Below are 17,858 nucleotides of genomic sequence, written 5' to 3'. Positions count from 1 at the left end.
GAATTGAATTTGCCCTGATTCTATGAAAAATTTTCGAGACCTAAATACCTATTTCAAACTACTTGTTTTAATTATAAGTACTAGTGTTTTATTCTTCTTGTTATATGTTGCTCTTTATTTATATACTGCAAAACAAGAAAATAATTTATACAAAACTACTCAAAAACAATATTATAAAGAAGTATCCTCTATCATTCAGCTTAATTCCAAAACGCCCATTTCAACTATAATCGATATCACTTTTTGGGATGAGTTAGAAAAATTTACAAAAACCAAAGACAAGAACTGGTATGAAACTTATATTTCCAGTCAATTCGAGACCTATGGCGTCGACTATCTTGGTATTTATGATATTGAGGGACAGTTTATCATAAAAACCTCGAATTCTAAAATTAAGTCCAGTCAATTTATTCCTGCGGAGGCGATGAAAAAATTGTATCAATCGAAGTTGATGCAATTTTATGTACAAATTCCTGAAGGCGTTGTTGAGGTTTTCGGCGCGACCATTCATCCATCAGACGACCCAAAGAAAATCAAGTCGAAGCCCTCAGGCTATTTTTTTATGGCAAAACTTGTAGATAAAAATTACTGTAAAATTTTGAGCGATTTTAGTAGTTCCGAGGTTAATTTGCACCCTGTAAATGCGATTGCTACAGTTGATGAAGATGTTTTGGAAGCGGATGTCAAGCTAAAAGATTATAAAAATTCTGGATTGGTCTTTTTAGAATTTACAAGACCTTTTAATCTGCATTTCAAGAATACCAAGGAAATTCTGTTGATACTGATGCTCGTGTCCTTAATAAATATAGTGGTGTATTTATATTTTGCGAGAAAATGGATTTATAAGCCCTTGAAGTTTATTACTGATTTTTTGGAAACGGGAAATGAATCTTCCATTTCTTCTTTAAAAAGTGAACCCGGCGAGTTTAGTTATATTGGTAACCTATTTGAAGAGAATAATTATCAAAGGAAACAATTGGAAATTTCAAAGGAAAAAGCAGAGGAAAGTGATAGATTAAAATCCTCCTTCTTGGCCAATTTATCACACGAAATACGTACTCCAATGAATGCCATTGTTGGTTTTAGCGATTTGTTGAATGACCCAAATTTGAGTGAGGAAGTGCGAAATGAATACCTCACTATAATTCAAAACTGTGGAATTAACTTGGTTTCGATCATCGAGGATTTAATAGAAATGTCGAAAATTGATTCGAAACAAATAACGCCGAATATTGTTTCAATAGATTTAGAGTCGTGCATCAAAGAATTATATGAAACCATAAAAGTCACTATTCCAGAAGGTAAAGATGTCGACTTGCATTTTGTTGAAAATAAGGATGGTATCGGTAAAAATGTTTTAACGGATGCGATCAAACTCAAACAAATCATCGTCAATTTGATTTCAAATGCCATAAAATATACTGACAAAGGTAGTGTGACTTTTGGCTACCAGCTCAATGAGTTGAATAATACCATTGTGTTTTCAGTAAAAGACACGGGCTTAGGTATCGACAAAGAAAATTTAAAAGTAATTTTTGATCGATTCAGGAGGATTGAAGATGAATTTTCAGTCGAATTGAGTGGTTTAGGACTTGGCCTAGCTATTTCTAAGGCTTATGTAGAAATGCTTGGGGGCACAATCAGTGTGCATTCTGAGCTAAAAGTGGGGTCCGTATTTACCTTTACAATTCCGTTGCAGTACGATTATTCTACTCCTGAGCGAAATCAGTTTGCCGATCCAAAAGTATTCGAAAAATCGAAAGGTGAAACCATTTTAGTCGCCGAAGATGATAATATTAATTTCTTGCTCCTCAAGAGAATTTTGGAATTAAAAAAATACACGGTTTTGAGGGCAACAAATGGAGAAGAGGCTGTTGAGCTATGTCGCTTGAACTCTGAAATTCATTTGGTATTTATGGATATAAAAATGCCGGTTTTAAATGGTTTTGAGGCTTTCAAGATGATCCACGCTTTACATCCAAACCTTCCAGTTATTGCCCAAACTGCCTACGCTTCGGCAGATGATTTTGAAAAAATTATACAAGCAGGTTTCACCGCTTATGTATCTAAACCTTTAGACAAAGAAAAAATATTCGATTTGGTAGATTCTATTTTTCACCATCAATAAAATAAAAAATTAAAATTCTTCGGTCCAGGAAAAATATTTTTTTGCTATTTGTTCCTTTTCATTTTTTAGATAGTTGAGATAGGCTTGAGCTACAGGGCTTAGTACTTTGTTTTCTAACCAAACTATTCGCCACTCGGATGTAATCGGAAAACCAGATACCGGTATAATGCGAAGTTCGTCATTGATTAATTCATTGTTAGATCCAATTAGGGGCATGATGGAGTATCCTAACCCAGCAATGACGGCCTGTTTCACAGCTTCGTTTGAGGTCAGTTCCATTTTCATCGGTGCCTTGATTTCGTTGCGGTCGAAAAATTGTTCCATGATCAGTCGTGTTGCCGATCCTTCTTCTCTGTAAATGAGTGGTATCTCAGCAAAAATGGATTTCTCGAACGGAGTGGTAGATTGAATTGCCTCTTTATTTCCAATCAAATGCAATTTGTTTTCGAGCAAAACTTCTGAATTCAAATTTACGTTTTTGGGTAATACAGAAACCAGAGCAAAATCAACTTCATTATTTTCTATACTCGCGATTACCTTTGCTTTGTTGGTAACATCCATACTTAAATCGATGCCGGAGTTCATTTTCAAAAAATCAGTTAGAAAATAAGGCATCACATATTTTCCCGTCGAAACCACAGAAAATCTTAATTTTCCTGAAAGAATTCCCTTAAATGACATTGTTTTGTAATTGATGGCTTGGACCTCGTTGATTATTTTTTGGGCCGTTTCTGCAATTTCGAGACCAAAGTCGGTAACGAACAATTGCCTACCAACAACTTCAGTTAGAGGAATATCGAATTGATTTTGCAAATTTTTTAATTGGATAGAAACGGCAGGTTGGGTCAGATGTAATTCCTCAGCCGCCTTTGTAATGCTTTTTGTTTCAGTAACTTTGAGGAATATTAGCAATTGATGAAGGGTGTAGTTCATAAAAATAGTTAATGTTTAACATAGCAAATATAAATATTTATTTATCAAAAATCCGAAATATATTTGCAAAAACATAAAAATAACAAAAAAATGAACGCGCAATCTACACACGAGTTTAAATTAATTGATGGTCAATTTTATCCAAATGAGGCTTTGCAGGTGCTGATATCTTTATTTAACAGTAAAATTAATTACCATCAACTAGAGTCTTTTAGTAATCATATTCGACATGGCAGTGATCTTTCCCTCTCTGAAAATCGGGTGCAATCGTTGCGAGATTCTATCGAGGGAATTAAAGAGTTAATTAAGATTGCTGGCACAAATGGAAAACAATTAAAAATTCAAAGTTTAGTTCAAATTACCTTTGAAGATTAACAATTGACTGTAATAAACTAATTTTTAGCCCAATAAATGATTAAGACAATTTCAAAAGCAGCCACATTACTCCAAGACGGTGAGGTAGTTGCTATTCCAACCGAAACCGTATACGGGTTGGCAGCCAATGCCTTTAATGATGAAGCCGTCGCTCAAATTTTTCAAATTAAAAATAGACCTTTATTCAATCCTTTGATTGTACATATAAAATCCATTGAATATTTAGATGTCGTTGCCACAAATATTCCTCCTATTGCTTACCAACTCGCCCATACATTTTGGCCAGGACCACTGACATTAGTTTTAGAAAAAAAATCAAATGTGTCTACTATGGTCACAAGCGGAAAGAACACCCTTGGCGTACGAATGCCATCACATCCTGTTGCCCTAGCCTTGCTAAAACAGCTGGATTTTCCCCTCGCCGCTCCCAGTGCCAATCCGTTTGGTTATATCAGTCCGACGACCTCGGAGCACGTCAGATCTCAATTAGGCGATAAAATTCCCTACATACTTGAGGGTGGCAGTTGCGAGCGAGGAATTGAATCGACAATTGTGGGTTTTGACGGTAACAAACCCATTTTGTATCGAGTAGGGGCTATATCGAATGAGGAAATTGAAAGTTGTATTGGAAAACTAACGGTCATAAATACAGCTTCCGCCAATCCTGAGGCTCCGGGAATGATCAATAAGCACTATTCTCCTAGAACCAAGTTTGTGGTTTCGGAGCAAATCGCCGAAGTGGTTTTAGAAAATGTGAATCGGAACGTTGGTTTCTTATTTTTCAAAAATGAGAATTTTTCTTTACCTTCTAGCCGGTATATTGAATTATCTGATACCAAAAATTTGGTAGAAGCAGCGAGTAATTTATATGCTGCAATGCATCGATTGGATCAGATGAACTTGGATGTTATTTATGCTGAAAAATTTCCTGATAAAGGACTGGGAATAACAATAAATGATAGATTACATCGAGCGCAAGAAGAAAACTTTGAAATGAATATTACATTATAAATTAAAAAAAATAAGTTATGAATACAGATCTATTAATGGATAATCTTACAAGTCCGGCATTATTATTTTTTCTATTAGGGATTATCGCAGTTCAAGTAAAAAGCGATTTAGAAATACCGGAGAATACCTCCAAATTTATTTCACTTTATTTATTATTTTCAATTGGATTCAAAGGTGGGCAGGAATTGGCGCACAGCTCCTTTACATTAGATATTATTTGGGGAGTGGTGTTTGGAATTGCGATCTCTATTATAATCCCGTTTTATTCTTTTTTTATCCTGAAGAAAAAGTTAGGCCCATATAATGCCGGTGCAATTGCAGCTGCTTACGGATCGGTAAGTGCGGTTACTTTTGTTACTGCTATTTCTTTTTTAGAGGTTCAAAATTTGGAGTTTAATGGGTATATGGTCGCTATTATGGCTTTGATGGAAGCGCCAGCAATTATAATCGGTGTTATTTTGATTTCTTTTTATAAGAAAGACAATGCGTTAAGGATAGGAGGTATTATAAAACATTCGTTCACCAACGGAAGCGTTCTTTTGATAATGGGAAGTTTGATAATAGGTATGCTTGCCAGCGACAGCCAAGCAGCTGGTATAAAGCCCTTTACAACGGATATATTCAAAGGGTTCTTAGTGCTCTTTTTGCTTGATATGGGTATGACTAGCGGTCGGAAATTATCAGCCTTCATCAAAAATGGATGGTTCACAATCGCGTTTGCATTACTTATTCCTTTAATCAACGGTTGTCTGGTGGCCGTATTAAGTGGATTTGTAACGCAGGAAACAGGAGATCGTTTTATATTTGCTATTCTGGCGGCTAGTGCTTCCTATATTGCGGTGCCGGCCGCGATGAAAATTGCAGCACCAAAGGCAAATCCGGGTTTATATTTGCCAATGGCTCTCGCGGTAACCTTTCCGTTCAACATCACCTTGGGATTTCCAGTGTATTTTGCAGTAATTCTGTCGACTTAGGTAAAAAAGAACGGTGCCGATTCCCTCAATTTTCAGAATAAGTTTGTTGGGTTTATATCGAAATAGTTGAAATTTGCAAGATGATAAATTACAGCGATTTACAGCAGAATTATTCGTAAAATATTAGTAGTGGTACATCGCTTTTATTATGGAAGTCCGCTAGTATCTAATTGAGCTCAATTAGTCCTTAGTTTTTGAATTACCCTGCGGATAATTCATATTCTCTTCTTTAACTAATTTTCCCTGTTGGAAAAACTGCCAAATTCCTGTTTTTTTACCATCGGTAAACTTTCCCTTTGACACGATTGTACCGTCATCTGGATCCCTGAAAATGGCAAGGCCGTCAAATTGATTGTTCTTATAATTCGATTCTTCGATGATGATTCCAGATTCAGTGTATCGTTTGTAAAGACCGTTTTTTAGGTTGTTTTTGTACATCATCTCCTCGGCAATTTTTCCGCTGGGATAAAAAACAGAACGCATACCTTCCAATTTGCCTTTGCTGTAATTTTCAATCGTCATTATCGATTTTGAGGCTTTGTGGTAGTATTTCCATTCCCCTTCATACACTTTAGTAAGCACTTTGCCTTCGCTTACTTTGTTTTTGAGAGGATCATAAAAAATGGTGTAAGCTGAATTGTCTTTGGGATTGAATGTTCTGGTTGCAACTATGGTCTTTGTTTTGGTGTTATCATAATAGGTAAAAACACCTACTTCTTTTCCATGCTCAAAAGTTCCCTCGTATTTTAAATTTTTGGTATCGGAATAAAATCCTTTCCAAGGTCCGTTTTTACTTCCATTTTCGTCCACTTTATTCATAGCTGTTTGCGCCACGATACAAATGCTCGTTAAATAAAAAAGTACTGCAAAAAATTGTTTTTTCTTCATTTTTAGGTCATTTCAATACACATTCTACGCCCAACTGATTTTGAACATCATAGCTAAACCCCCGATTTCAGTGGCAAAGCAAAATTACAAAATAAATTAAGGATCGGTAAGGTATTCTAAAATAAATTTTGTTTAACAAATTAGTATATTAAATAAACAATAAATATAGTAAAAACCAAAATATCTTTAAAAATCCTTTGAAATACAGTACAACGAGAGTTAATTATTTCATAAAATATATTTTTGTTTAATCTTTTCTTTATAAATTTGAACAGAATTTAAAACTAAACATTAATTTTTTAAAATTAAAACTATGAAAAATTTATTGAAATTTAAAGTTATCATTGCACTAGTTGCACTAACCTCTTTCACAATCTCTTGTGATAATGACGACGATGAAGTTATGGCAGACAACACCATTACTGGTCTTGCAAAGTCTAATGCGAATTTGTCTATTTTAGTTCAAGCTTTAACTAGAGCTGAATTAGCTGCAACCCTACAAGGTGTAGGACCGTACACTGTTTTTGCTCCTACAGATGCCGCTTTCGTGGCTTACTTGAAAACAACTCCTTATGCTACATTGAACGATGTACCTAAAGATGTGTTGAAACAAATTTTATTGAATCACGTAGTTAGTGGAAAAGTAAAATCTACCGATTTAACTACTGGTTATGTAAAAACTCTAGCTACCAGTGCTACTTCTGGAACCAATACAATGAGCATGTACGTTGATTTACGTTCTGGTGTGAAATTGAACGGAACCGCGATGGTTACCACTGCCGATGTTATGGCTTCAAACGGAGTGATTCATGTTGTAGACAAAGTAATTGGTTTGCCAACTGTCGTAACTCACGCTACGGCTAACCCTAATTTTACTTCATTAGTAGGCGCTTTGACAGGTGCTGGACAACCTAATTTTGTAAGCATTTTGTCTGGTGTAGGTCCATTTACCGTTTTTGCTCCAACTAACGATGCTTTTACTGCTCTAAATACTGAATTAGCGCCAGGGGGAATCGCTGGTGTTTCTACAGCTAATTTGACAAAAGTTTTACAATATCACGTTGCCAACGGGAATGTTTTAGCTGGTAGCTTGACTGAAGGACAGATGGTTAGCACATTGCAAATGCCACAAAAATTCACTATACTCCTTGCTGGTGGGGCAAAGATCAGAGATGTTAATAATAGAATTTCAAACATTACTGCTACCGATGTACAATGTTCTAATGGTGTAATACACGTAGTAAGCAGAGTTTTATTACCAACATTTTAAGTAGATAAAGTCGTTGAGAGTAAAGCCGAACTTACTCAAATGAACTGCTTAACTATATAATTATTCAATTCAATGCCTTCTAAAGTAGCTACTTTTGAAGGCATTTTTTTATTAGAAAATATTAATTGAAAATATTAATTTGTAATATAATGTTTTCAATTTTTTAAAATAAATGTATTTTGTCGGTTTTATTTGTGTTTTAATCGTTGTTACTGTAAGTTTACTAGACCAACCTAACCTACTTACTATGAACACATTTAACCTAAAAGAAGTCAATTTCTCCAGCAAAATTTTGTGCGCTCTATTTGGTCATAAAATAACCACAACCCGGACGGTTACCAATCATTTTAAGGAATACAAATGTTCTATTTGTGGTTTAGAAATGACAAACGACATTCAGGGTCATAAAATATTCCTCACTCCTGAGCTGAAAGACATCAATGAAATATTGAATAGATTGTATATTAAGAAACATTACCCTGTTTAACGTATCAATCTAAAGTCGAAATTATGCTACTATTGCTACTCATAAAAAGTATCTTGCTTTTGAAACAATCGGCAAATCGAAAGCGTTTGGCCAAAATTTTGGAAATAAACCCAAATCGATAAATTAATTCTTAGTGTTTTCTAATTTGGCCTAATCAGTTAGTTATAAAAACATTTTTATAATTTCTAGTCACAAAATCGAAAGCCGAGTCAAGCACTTTTCCCATTGAATTTGCCCTTTTAAAATTGATGTCGTGGGTCAATCGATACAATTCCATTTTCAGTTGTTCTACATGGCTATCTGGAGCTAAATTATCATTTCCCATAATGTGCAACAGCTTATTAACTCGCGTTTCGTTGCTAAAAATTCGTTTGGCCAGAGCAGCTCGCTCTTCATTTTTATATTGTTCGATCGAACTATTCTCCAGTTTGTCTTTAACCAATTTTACCATTGGATAATTTTCTTTAAAAAATTGTGGACGATACACTTTCAAATTGCCTTCGTAGCATTGTTGATCAAAATCTATCGGACGAATTTTGAAAACCACTTGATCAAAATCGTGAATCGGCACAATCACATAATTATAGGCTCTCATATCGCCTAAAAGCCGAATCATGCAGCGCTCATTGAACTTGACAAACTCTTTGGCAATCTGAGATTTTTCGACCTCGGTACAATTAATAAGGAGCGTTTCCATAAAGACATCGCCTGGAATGCCCATAATGTGTTCTTCAATAAGTGTATCTTTGTATACTAAAAAATGGATTTTATCGGGCGAAAGAATGTGCTCCAATTCTAAGCCATACACGCGGGATGCATCGGCTTTTTTTACATAAAAATAGGTGTAATTGTCATTGAGAATGTTTCGGACTTTTATGCGAAACGGCTTAGAGTTTCCAAAAGTACAGTAGTCAATAGCATCGACATTTAAAAACTTAATGATATCGGTGTTTCCGTCGGAGTGCAGGTAGGAGTATATTTTTTTTAAATTCAAATCAATTTCTGCCCTTTCGAACTCGTTGTAATACACTCGAATCCATAAAGTATCGACTTCATTTTTATCAAAAACAGTAATGGAACCTGAAAACCGCAATAAATCATCGTAATAAATAGACACTTTGGACACCCGATCAAAACGCTCTAAATACTCTAGGAAAGCTGGATTTATTGGGTAAGAAGGTTTTTTGAAAACCATTAATTGCTCGTCACTCATCTTGAAACATTTTGATACAAATTTACAGTATTATGCCTTCTTAATTCCAATTTTCGACTTAAAATAGCAACTTATACTTTGTGAGAAAGGTTGAATTCTGAAGATCAGTCGAAGCGTATTGCAATAGTTTAAAAAAAAATCGAAATTTAAGTATATTTGTATAACTATGAAGTGGGCACAAACCTTATTATTTTTTGGCATAATATACTGCACGATGCCAATTGTATCAGCACAAAATATTACTGTTGATGATACCAAATCAGCACAATATTTAGTCGAAAATGTATTGGTCAACAGTTCGTGTGCGACGGTTTCGAATGCTTTTGCCAGTGGAGATGTTGCCGTTCCGGTTGGGCTAAATAGTTATGGATTTTTTACCAATGGGGGAGGGAGTTTCCCCTTTTCCGAAGGTGTTCTTTTGAGCACACAATATGCACAAAAATCCGTTGGTCCTTATGCTTTTGTCGTAGGTAATGACAATGATACTGCTTGGCTGGGCGATGCTGATTTGAATCAAGCAGTAGGAATTTCAACTTCTATAAATGCTACTGTATTAGAATTTGATTTTATTCCTTTGACCAATTTTTTGAGTTTTGACTATATTTTTGCCTCTATTGAATATAACGGTAATGGTTCTTGTCGCTTTACAGATGCATTTGCATTTTTGATACGAGAAAATATACCGGGAGCAACTTACCAAAATTTAGCCGTTATTCCGGGAACTTCAACTCCAGTATCTTCTACAAATATCCGCCCTACAATTCCTACCGTTGGAAATAATGTAGGTTGTCCGGCTGTAAATCAACAATATTTTAATGGGTTTAATGGTAGCACAAGCCCAATAAATTATGCGGGGCAAACCGTGGTAATGAATTCGCAGTCCAATGTTATTGCAGGAAAAAGCTATCATATAAAGTTAGTTATTGCAAATGATAAAAATGAATTTTACGATTCAGCCGTATTTCTAAAAGCGGGGAGTTTCGCCCCAAAAATTGACTTAGGTCCGGATAGATTATCCTCGAACAACCCTGTGTGCTTTGGGTCAACCTACACCATTGATACTAAATTATCTGCAAGTTACAGTTACAAATGGTTTAAAAACAACGTCGAAATTAGTGGAGAGACCAAACCTAGCCTCGATGTCAAGGATACGGGTACATATAAAGTTGAAGTTGTTTTTTTGCCAGCAAGCTGTATGGCAACAGATGAAATTAGACTGGAATATGCTCCAGAAATTATGCTCTCTGATGCCACATTAGCCCAATGTGACGACAACGGCGATGGTATTTCGATTTTCAATTTAACCCAATTGGATAACATCATAAAAAATAACAATACTAGTTTAGGACCTGTAGTGTATTATGAATCGTTTACAGATGCCCAAGGCAAATTAAATCCTATAGTGAACCCTACAACTTATAACAATAAGCCGGCAATTCCAATGCTTTACGCCAGTGTTAGCAATTCATTTGGGTGTGCCAATTTTGCAAAAGTAAACCTTGTTATTGCCAATAATACGATCCCATCACAAAACCCAATAGCTACTTGTGATATCGATGCGGTCCAAGATGGTTTGTACCAATTTGATTTGAATGCGCAGGTGAGTCCACAAATTATGAGCAGTGTACCGGCAGGAATGATTGTCGAATATTATGCAAATACTGCCGATGCTATTTCACAGAAGAACATACTACCAAATATTTTTAAAAATACTACTCCAAACCAACAAATTATTCAAGCGCGAATTGTAAATGGCCCTGATTGTTATGGTATTATTCCAATTAGATTGATTGTAAATACTTTTAGCCCTCCCAATTTTCAAGAAGAAACTGTTGGTCTCTGCTCGGGTTTAAAAACCGATTTGCGCGTAGCTTCTGGATTTTCGCGCTATTTATGGAATACAGGAGAAACAACCGAACAAATCACTGTGTCCTCTGCCGGCAATTATTCGGTTACGGTTACCGATGCAAATGGATGCGAAGCCACAAAAAAATTCACAGTTACGAGTTCTGAAATAGCCGTCATCACAGGAGCAGTAGTAAACGATTTTTCTGGCAATAAAAATATTGTTGAATTAAAATTTTCTGGTAACGGCAATTACGAATTTTCGCTTGACGGACTAATTTATCAGGAAAGTCCAATTTTTGAAGCCATTGCGCCTGGCAAATATTTTGCATTGGCCAATGATAAAAATGGTTGTGGCTTATCAGTTCCCTTTGAAGTATACGTGTTGGACTACCCGCGATTTTTCACTCCCAATGGTGATGGATTCAATGAGGTTTGGGAAATAAAAAATCTAAATTTGTTTCCATCTGCCACAAGTATCATTTACAATCGTTTTGGCAAAATCCTTTTTGAAATCAATTCCATAAATACCGGTTGGAACGGAAAATACAAGGGTACCGCCTTGCCATCCGACGATTATTGGTTCCTTTTAAACTTTGGCGACGGAAAACTAATAAAAGGCCATTTTTCATTAAAAAGGTAAATTAATTTAAGAAATACTATTATTTAGTACATTTACTAGCTTTTTTGAATTAAAAAATGATGCATTAAATAATTTAGCCTTAAATTTAAACCAATTTTATATTTTGCTATCTAAAAATAGCCCAGTTATTATCCCCATTCAATGAAAAAAATATTTCTTTTTGCTATTGTATTAACTTCTTTTGTTTGTTTCCCGCAATTTAGTAAAACGCATTATATACCACCACTTACTGCCCAGACGAATATGGCTGAAGATCAGTATATCTTCATTTCAACTCCCAATTCAAGCAATGTCAATTTTAAAATTTTTGAAATTGGTGGGGCAATAATTTCTGGAGTGGTTAGTAATTCGACCCCCTATATTTATAGTATTGGTTCAGGTGATAATTCAAGATTACTCACTCCAAAAACAAGCATTGGAAAAATAAGTGACAAAGGGTATGTAATTGAAGCCGAGGATTTAGTTTACGTAAGTGTGCGAGTTAATGCCTCAAGAAACAATAACGGAACCTACAATCACGCAGGTGGATTGGTTTCCAAAGGAAATAGCGCTTTGGGAAAATTATTTAGACTAGGAGGAATGTTAAATCCTAATGTTGACAACAGTTTATTGAATTTTGCCTCCATCCTTTCTACAGAAAATAACACTAAGATTACCCTTTCCGATTTTCCCATTGGCACCGTATTTACAGACGGTACTACCTATTCTACTCCAATTGTTGTAACCTTAAATAAGAATGAAAGTTATGTTTTGGCTTTAGAAAACATTGCAGCCAATAATAGTCCTTCGAACAGCTCAAAAATGCTGGGTGCACTTGTCGAATCGGACAAACCCGTAGTAGTAAATTCTGGTTCTTTCGGCGGCACTAATAGTACCGGAAACGGACGAGATGTTGGGTTTGACCAAATTGTGTCTTACGAAAAAACGGGTAAAGAATATATCTTCGTCAAAGGAATTGGCGCCAATGATATGGAACGCGTTTTGCTAGTTGCTCAAACGGCAAATACAATTATCTATTTGAATGGCAACACAACACCATTTGCTACCTTATTAAACCCAGGTAATTATATCGTGGTTGATGGCAGCCAATTTCTCAATGGAAACTTATACGTAAGCACCTCCGAAAATGTATTTGCTTATCAAAGTATCGGAGGTTCGGGATCTCCAGCCAATCAAAACTTATTTTTTGTTCCACCTATCAATTGTGCCACACCAAATACGGTAGATAATATTCCTCTGATTCAATCAATAGGTAGTATTAATTTCAATGGAGGATTAAATATTGTAACAGAAACTGGTGCTTTGGTAAAGATAAATGGAGTGAACACCACAGCTAGTCCGGTAGCTATTACAGGAAATGCTGGATTTGTCCGATACACCATCAATGGTTTAACGGGTAATATATCTGTTAAATCAGACAGGCAAGTGTATGTTTCCTATTTTGGAACCAATGGAGCAGCAACTTATGGTGGTTATTATTCGGGTTTCGATCTTAAACCAGAAGTAGTCTCTGATAAATTAACGGTTGCTAGCTCTTCTTGTATTCCAAATGTTGTCTTAAAAATTAGCAGTCTATCTTCCTATAATACTTTTCAGTGGTTTTTTAATGATGTAGCCATTCCCGGAGCTACCAGTAGCCAATATACGCCAACCGTTCCCGGATATTACCAAGTGCGGGGTGGAATATCCGGTTGTCCGAGCAATGGTTTTGTTTTCTCAGATAAAATTCCCGTTAGCGAATGCCCAACGGATTCGGACAATGATAAAGCCAACGACAATATAGACGTAGATAACGATAATGATGGTATACTCAACTGCACGGAATCATACGGAAATCAAAACATAGACATTTCAAATCCTCTATCAGGAACAGTAAGTGTTGGTACTTATTCGAATTCATTTACGGGAGTGATTTCAACCGCAGGAGATGGATTGCCACCCGGAACCTTTACAGGGAGTGTCGATGGTAGTTTTATTTCAGAAATTCCTGCCGGAAAAGAAAATAAAGAAACAAATAAGCAAGCAAGCAGTGTTACTTATACACTGACTTTTGCCCAACCTATGAGCGTAGGAATGGAATATATCACAACAGCAAATGCGACCGATTTAATCAATTCAGATGCGGAATATGTGATTCATTCGGATCTCAACAAAACAATAACAGTCTTGAATCCCAATAACCAACTTTTGATCGATATCAACTATGATGGAATATACGAAACCGGAGTAACCGAATATTCCTCATTTGAAATCCGTTGCAGACTCAATGGTACGGTGCCATTACCGGCGGGAACTGGTACTTTCAAATTTTTAACGTATTTGGCTAATTCGATCAGTTTTACTCATAAAAATCTTTCAGATACTAATGCCAATAAATCGACATTTCAATTTTTTGTTCCGTGCGTACCAAAAGATTCCGATGGAGATGCCATTCCCGATCAATTGGATACCGATTCTGACAATGATGGAATTTTGGATACCATCGAAGCACAAGTGAATAACACTGTGCTAATTTCAAATTCTGATACCGATAAAAACGGTTTAGACAATGCATTTGAACCCGGATTTACTCCTCTGGATTCTGACTTGGATGGAATTCTAGATTATTTGGATTTAGATAGTGACAATGATGGTGTTTTGGATTCCGTCGAGACCGGAAATAACTTCGACGCAGATGTATTAAAAAATTATCGTGATTTAGACAGTGATGCAGATTTATGTTCAGATGTTATCGAAGCCGGTTTTACAGATGCTGATGGCGATGGAAAATTTGGAACTGCCCCACTTTCGGTTGATGGTAACGGTCTTGTAATAGGTGCTCCTTATACCACGCCAAACCCTAATTATTTAATTTCGGCACCGATAGTTATCACAAAACAGCCTATTGTTGCACCAACTTGTGAATTGCAAAACGCAACAATTACTCTAGTCGACAACGGTGGAAATACCTATCAATGGCAACTTTCGACGGATGGTATCAATTGGAACAACTTGACGAACGATTTGACCTATTCGAATGTCACCACAAACACATTATTGATTTCGGCTGTAACTAATGCGATGAATGGTTATAAATACCGGGTGCAATTGAGCAAAATAGGCAATTCCTGTGGGTTGACCTCTGCCGAGACTAGCCTCAATGTATATGTTTTGCCCGTAGTAAATGATATATCAATTATCCAATGTGGCGCTGATTTGCTAGGTTTTTCTACCTTTAATCTTACCGTAAAAAACAATGAAATTTCTAGCGATTTTGCTAATGAAACATTTACGTATTACACCTCTTTGGCAGGAGCCAATTCTGCCGACAGTACGCAATTAATTACCAATCCATTGGCCTATACCAACTCGATTCCTTTTACGATGCCAGTTTGGGCCAGAGTTGTCAATAAAAATGGATGTTTTCGAACTGCGCAAATTACTTTAAAAGTTTTGGTGACGCAAATCCCTGCAACTTTCAAAAGATCATTTGAAACTTGTGATGATTTTCTGGATAGCAATGGGGTCAACAATGCCAACAATAACAAAAGAGATGGTGTGTCAACCTTTAATTTTAGCAGCGTTACAACGGACATCCAAGCATTATTACCCCCAGGAAACTATTCGATAACATATTATAGAAATCAAGCCGATGCCTTAGCGGAACTCGATGCGATAACTGATATTTCCAATTACAGAAATATAGGGTATCCAAATACTCAAACCATTTGGGGACGTGTCGATAGCGATGTAGATAATGCTTGTTTTGGCCTCGGACCTTATGTGGATCTCACCGTTGAAAAATTGCCTTATGCCAATCCCGTAACAATTTCTAGACAATGCGATGACAATCAGGACGGAATATTCAATTTTGATACCGCTACTTTAGAAGCAACTTTGTTAGGAACGAATCAATCATTTCCGGTAACTGTGACTTATTTTGACGCTGCCAATAATCCGTTGAAAGATGCCAATGGAGTTTTGATTACAAGTCCGTTTCCCGCTATTTTTGCCTCAAGTTCACAAATTATAAAAGCCGTAGTTACCAATACTACTGCGCTAAAATGTTTTGATGAAACCACCATTCAATTTATAGTTGATGATTTGCCCGAAGCCTTTCCGATTCCAAATTCATTAACCACAATTTGCGATGATGAAGCAGACCCTTTGGCACAAGATGGCAAAATTGCTTTTGACACTTCTACATTTCAATCTACCCTTTTGGGAACACAAACAGGAATGAAAGTGTATTACTTTGACGGTAGTGGAAATGCACTACCAAGTCCATTACCCAATCCATTTGTGACTGCAACTCAAAATGTAAAAGTTATAGTTGAAAATCCAATTAATACAAATTGTACAGCCACATTCACTATTCCGTTTATCGTGCATCCATTGCCAAATATTGACTTAAATAAAGACAAAAGTGACGATAATTTAGTGTGTCAAAATGATCCTACATTCTTTATACAGATTGATGCGGGAATCCAAGATGGTAGCTCTCCAAACGACTACGCTTATGTATGGGAAAAAGATGGTGTTGTCATTGGTGGCAATACTTATACTTTACCGGTAAACGAAGAAGGATTGTATTCTGTTGAGGTTATCAATGCAAGTGGCTGCAGTAGAATTAGAACCATAAAAGTTACTGCTGCCGATGTCGCTAAAATCGATTCTATAGCTATTGTGGATATGGCCGACATCAACACGGTGACAGTAAATGTATCAGGCTTAGGAGACTATGAATTTAGTTTGGATGAGCCTACGGGTTATTTCCAAGATTCCAATTTCTTTGACAATGTTCCAGCGGGAATACATGAAGTATATATTCACGATAAAAACGGTTGTGGCACAGTTTCTAGAACTATAGCGGTGGTGGGAGTACCAAGATTCTTCACGCCAAACGGCGATGGATATAACGATTATTGGGGAGTCAAAGGCGTAAATGCCACATTCAATAGCCAATCTGTTATTTATATTTATGATCGATTTGGCAAATTGCTCAAACAATGGGTTCCATCGACTAGCGAGGGCTGGGACGGCACATTCAATGGTGCTCCACTGCGCGCCGACGATTATTGGTACACCATCAAACTAGAAGATGGTCGGGAGGCCAAAGGTCATTTTAGTCTGAAAAGGTAAAACGCTGAGGTCATGCAAAAAATCTGTTTTATACTGATCACTTTTTTCCTTACAAGTGTAATTTCTGCTCAGGAATTGTCTGTGTCATCGGGAACGATAAAGCGATTTTCAAACTATAAATCTCAATTCGTCGATGCCCGAACCATTGATGTTTGGTTGCCAGAAGGTTTTTCTGAAAATGAAAAATACGCCGTTTTGTATATGCAAGATGGACAAATGCTATTTGATGCTAAAAGCACTTGGAACAAACAGGCTTGGGAGATTGATGAGGTAGCCGCAACATTACTTACTCAAGGAAAAATACAAAAATTTATTGTGGTAGGTATTTGGAACAACGGCCAAAAAAGGCATTCTGAATATTTTCCACAAAAACCATATCAAACTTTAAACAGCACCCAACAAACCAATATTTCAAATATTTTACTTAAAAGAGGGAAAATAAATTCGGAATTCATTCCAGCGTCTGACAATTACTTGAAATTCGTTACTGCCGAACTAAAACCCTTTATTGATAGTAATTTCCCAACCCAAAAGGACGCAAAGCATACCTTTATAGCGGGTTCCAGTATGGGGGCATTGATTTCTTTGTATGCTATCTGCGAATATCCTACTGTTTTTGGTGGTGCGGCCTGTTTGTCGACCCATTGGACCGGTATTTATCAAAACGAGGACAACCCAATACCCGATACTTTTTTTTCGTATTTAAAAAATAAGCTCCCTGATTCAAAAAATCATAAAATATATTTTGATTATGGAGACCAAACTTTAGATAGCCTGTACCAACCATCACAGCAAAAAGTAGATGCTATAATGAAATCTAAAGGATATACTAGTAAAAACTGGGAAACCCGATTTTTTCCGGGCGAAAATCACTCCGAACTAGCTTGGGCAAAAAGAATGCAATTTCCCTTATTGTTCTTGTTGTAAAAATAAATAAAACGAAACGTTATGGGTGTTTTTGAAACCAGGA

General features: G+C 36.3%; 12 protein-coding genes. 9 read left to right on the top strand and 3 right to left on the bottom strand.

What is annotated here, in order from left to right; all coding sequences use genetic code 11:
• Positions 1 to 22: 22 nt before the first annotated feature.
• Positions 23 to 2,128, top strand: a complete 2,106-nt coding sequence (locus E1750_RS05945) for an ATP-binding protein (RefSeq protein WP_133275894.1) — start codon at positions 23 to 25, stop codon at positions 2,126 to 2,128.
• A gap of 9 nt (positions 2,129 to 2,137) precedes the next feature.
• Here E1750_RS05945 and E1750_RS05940 read toward each other — a convergent pair whose 3' ends face one another.
• Positions 2,138 to 3,061, bottom strand: a complete 924-nt coding sequence (locus E1750_RS05940) for a LysR family transcriptional regulator (RefSeq protein WP_133275893.1) — start codon at positions 3,059 to 3,061, stop codon at positions 2,138 to 2,140.
• A 90-nt stretch (positions 3,062 to 3,151) separates the two neighbouring features.
• Here E1750_RS05940 and E1750_RS05935 point away from each other — a divergent pair, with 90 nt between their 5' ends.
• The 3 genes from E1750_RS05935 to E1750_RS05925 are packed head-to-tail and all read left to right on the top strand — an operon-like array spanning position 3,152 to position 5,421.
• Positions 3,152 to 3,436 carry a hypothetical protein gene (locus E1750_RS05935; RefSeq protein ID WP_133275892.1) on the top strand — a complete coding sequence of 95 codons (285 nt, stop codon included), beginning with the start codon at positions 3,152 to 3,154 and terminating at the stop codon, positions 3,434 to 3,436.
• Between the two features lie 36 nt (positions 3,437 to 3,472).
• Positions 3,473 to 4,447, top strand: coding sequence for an L-threonylcarbamoyladenylate synthase (locus E1750_RS05930; protein ID WP_133275891.1), 975 nt, complete (start codon positions 3,473 to 3,475; stop codon positions 4,445 to 4,447).
• Between the two features lie 17 nt (positions 4,448 to 4,464).
• Positions 4,465 to 5,421: a sodium-dependent bicarbonate transport family permease gene (locus E1750_RS05925; protein ID WP_133275890.1), complete on the top strand. Its 957-nt coding sequence runs from the start codon at positions 4,465 to 4,467 to the stop codon at positions 5,419 to 5,421.
• A gap of 180 nt (positions 5,422 to 5,601) precedes the next feature.
• Here the strand turns inward: E1750_RS05925 and E1750_RS05920 are convergent, their stop codons facing one another.
• Positions 5,602 to 6,309: a toxin-antitoxin system YwqK family antitoxin gene (locus tag E1750_RS05920; RefSeq protein ID WP_133275889.1), complete on the bottom strand. Its 708-nt coding sequence runs from the start codon at positions 6,307 to 6,309 to the stop codon at positions 5,602 to 5,604.
• Positions 6,310 to 6,622: 313 nt separating this feature from the next.
• On the opposite strand from E1750_RS05920, the gene E1750_RS05915 reads away from it, so the two are divergent.
• Positions 6,623 to 7,579 (top strand): fasciclin domain-containing protein, encoded by a 957-nt coding sequence (locus E1750_RS05915; RefSeq protein ID WP_133275888.1) that lies wholly within the window; start codon positions 6,623 to 6,625, stop codon positions 7,577 to 7,579.
• 247 nt (positions 7,580 to 7,826) lie between these two features.
• Positions 7,827 to 8,066 (top strand): hypothetical protein, encoded by a 240-nt coding sequence (locus E1750_RS05910; protein WP_133275887.1) that lies wholly within the window; start codon positions 7,827 to 7,829, stop codon positions 8,064 to 8,066.
• A gap of 154 nt (positions 8,067 to 8,220) precedes the next feature.
• On the opposite strand, the gene E1750_RS05905 is transcribed toward E1750_RS05910, so the two are convergent.
• A complete protein-coding gene (locus E1750_RS05905; protein WP_133275886.1) occupies positions 8,221 to 9,279 on the bottom strand; it encodes a hypothetical protein in 1,059 nt (352 codons plus the stop codon).
• A 214-nt stretch (positions 9,280 to 9,493) separates the two neighbouring features.
• On the opposite strand from E1750_RS05905, the gene E1750_RS05900 reads away from it, so the two are divergent.
• The 3 genes from E1750_RS05900 (at position 9,494) to E1750_RS05890 (ending at position 17,815) form a co-directional block, all read left to right on the top strand.
• Positions 9,494 to 11,767, top strand: a complete 2,274-nt coding sequence (locus tag E1750_RS05900; RefSeq protein WP_227873969.1) for a T9SS type B sorting domain-containing protein — start codon at positions 9,494 to 9,496, stop codon at positions 11,765 to 11,767.
• 141 nt (positions 11,768 to 11,908) lie between these two features.
• Positions 11,909 to 16,888, top strand: a complete 4,980-nt coding sequence (locus E1750_RS05895; protein ID WP_133275884.1) for a T9SS type B sorting domain-containing protein — start codon at positions 11,909 to 11,911, stop codon at positions 16,886 to 16,888.
• Between the two features lie 12 nt (positions 16,889 to 16,900).
• Positions 16,901 to 17,815 (top strand): alpha/beta hydrolase, encoded by a 915-nt coding sequence (locus E1750_RS05890; protein ID WP_133275883.1) that lies wholly within the window; start codon positions 16,901 to 16,903, stop codon positions 17,813 to 17,815.
• Positions 17,816 to 17,858: the final 43 nt, after the last annotated feature.

Origin of the sequence: Flavobacterium nackdongense, from assembly GCF_004355225.1 — a bacterium.
Taxonomy (GTDB): Bacteria; Bacteroidota; Bacteroidia; order Flavobacteriales; family Flavobacteriaceae; genus Flavobacterium; species Flavobacterium nackdongense.
This window is presented reverse-complemented; position numbering and strand designations above follow the sequence as displayed.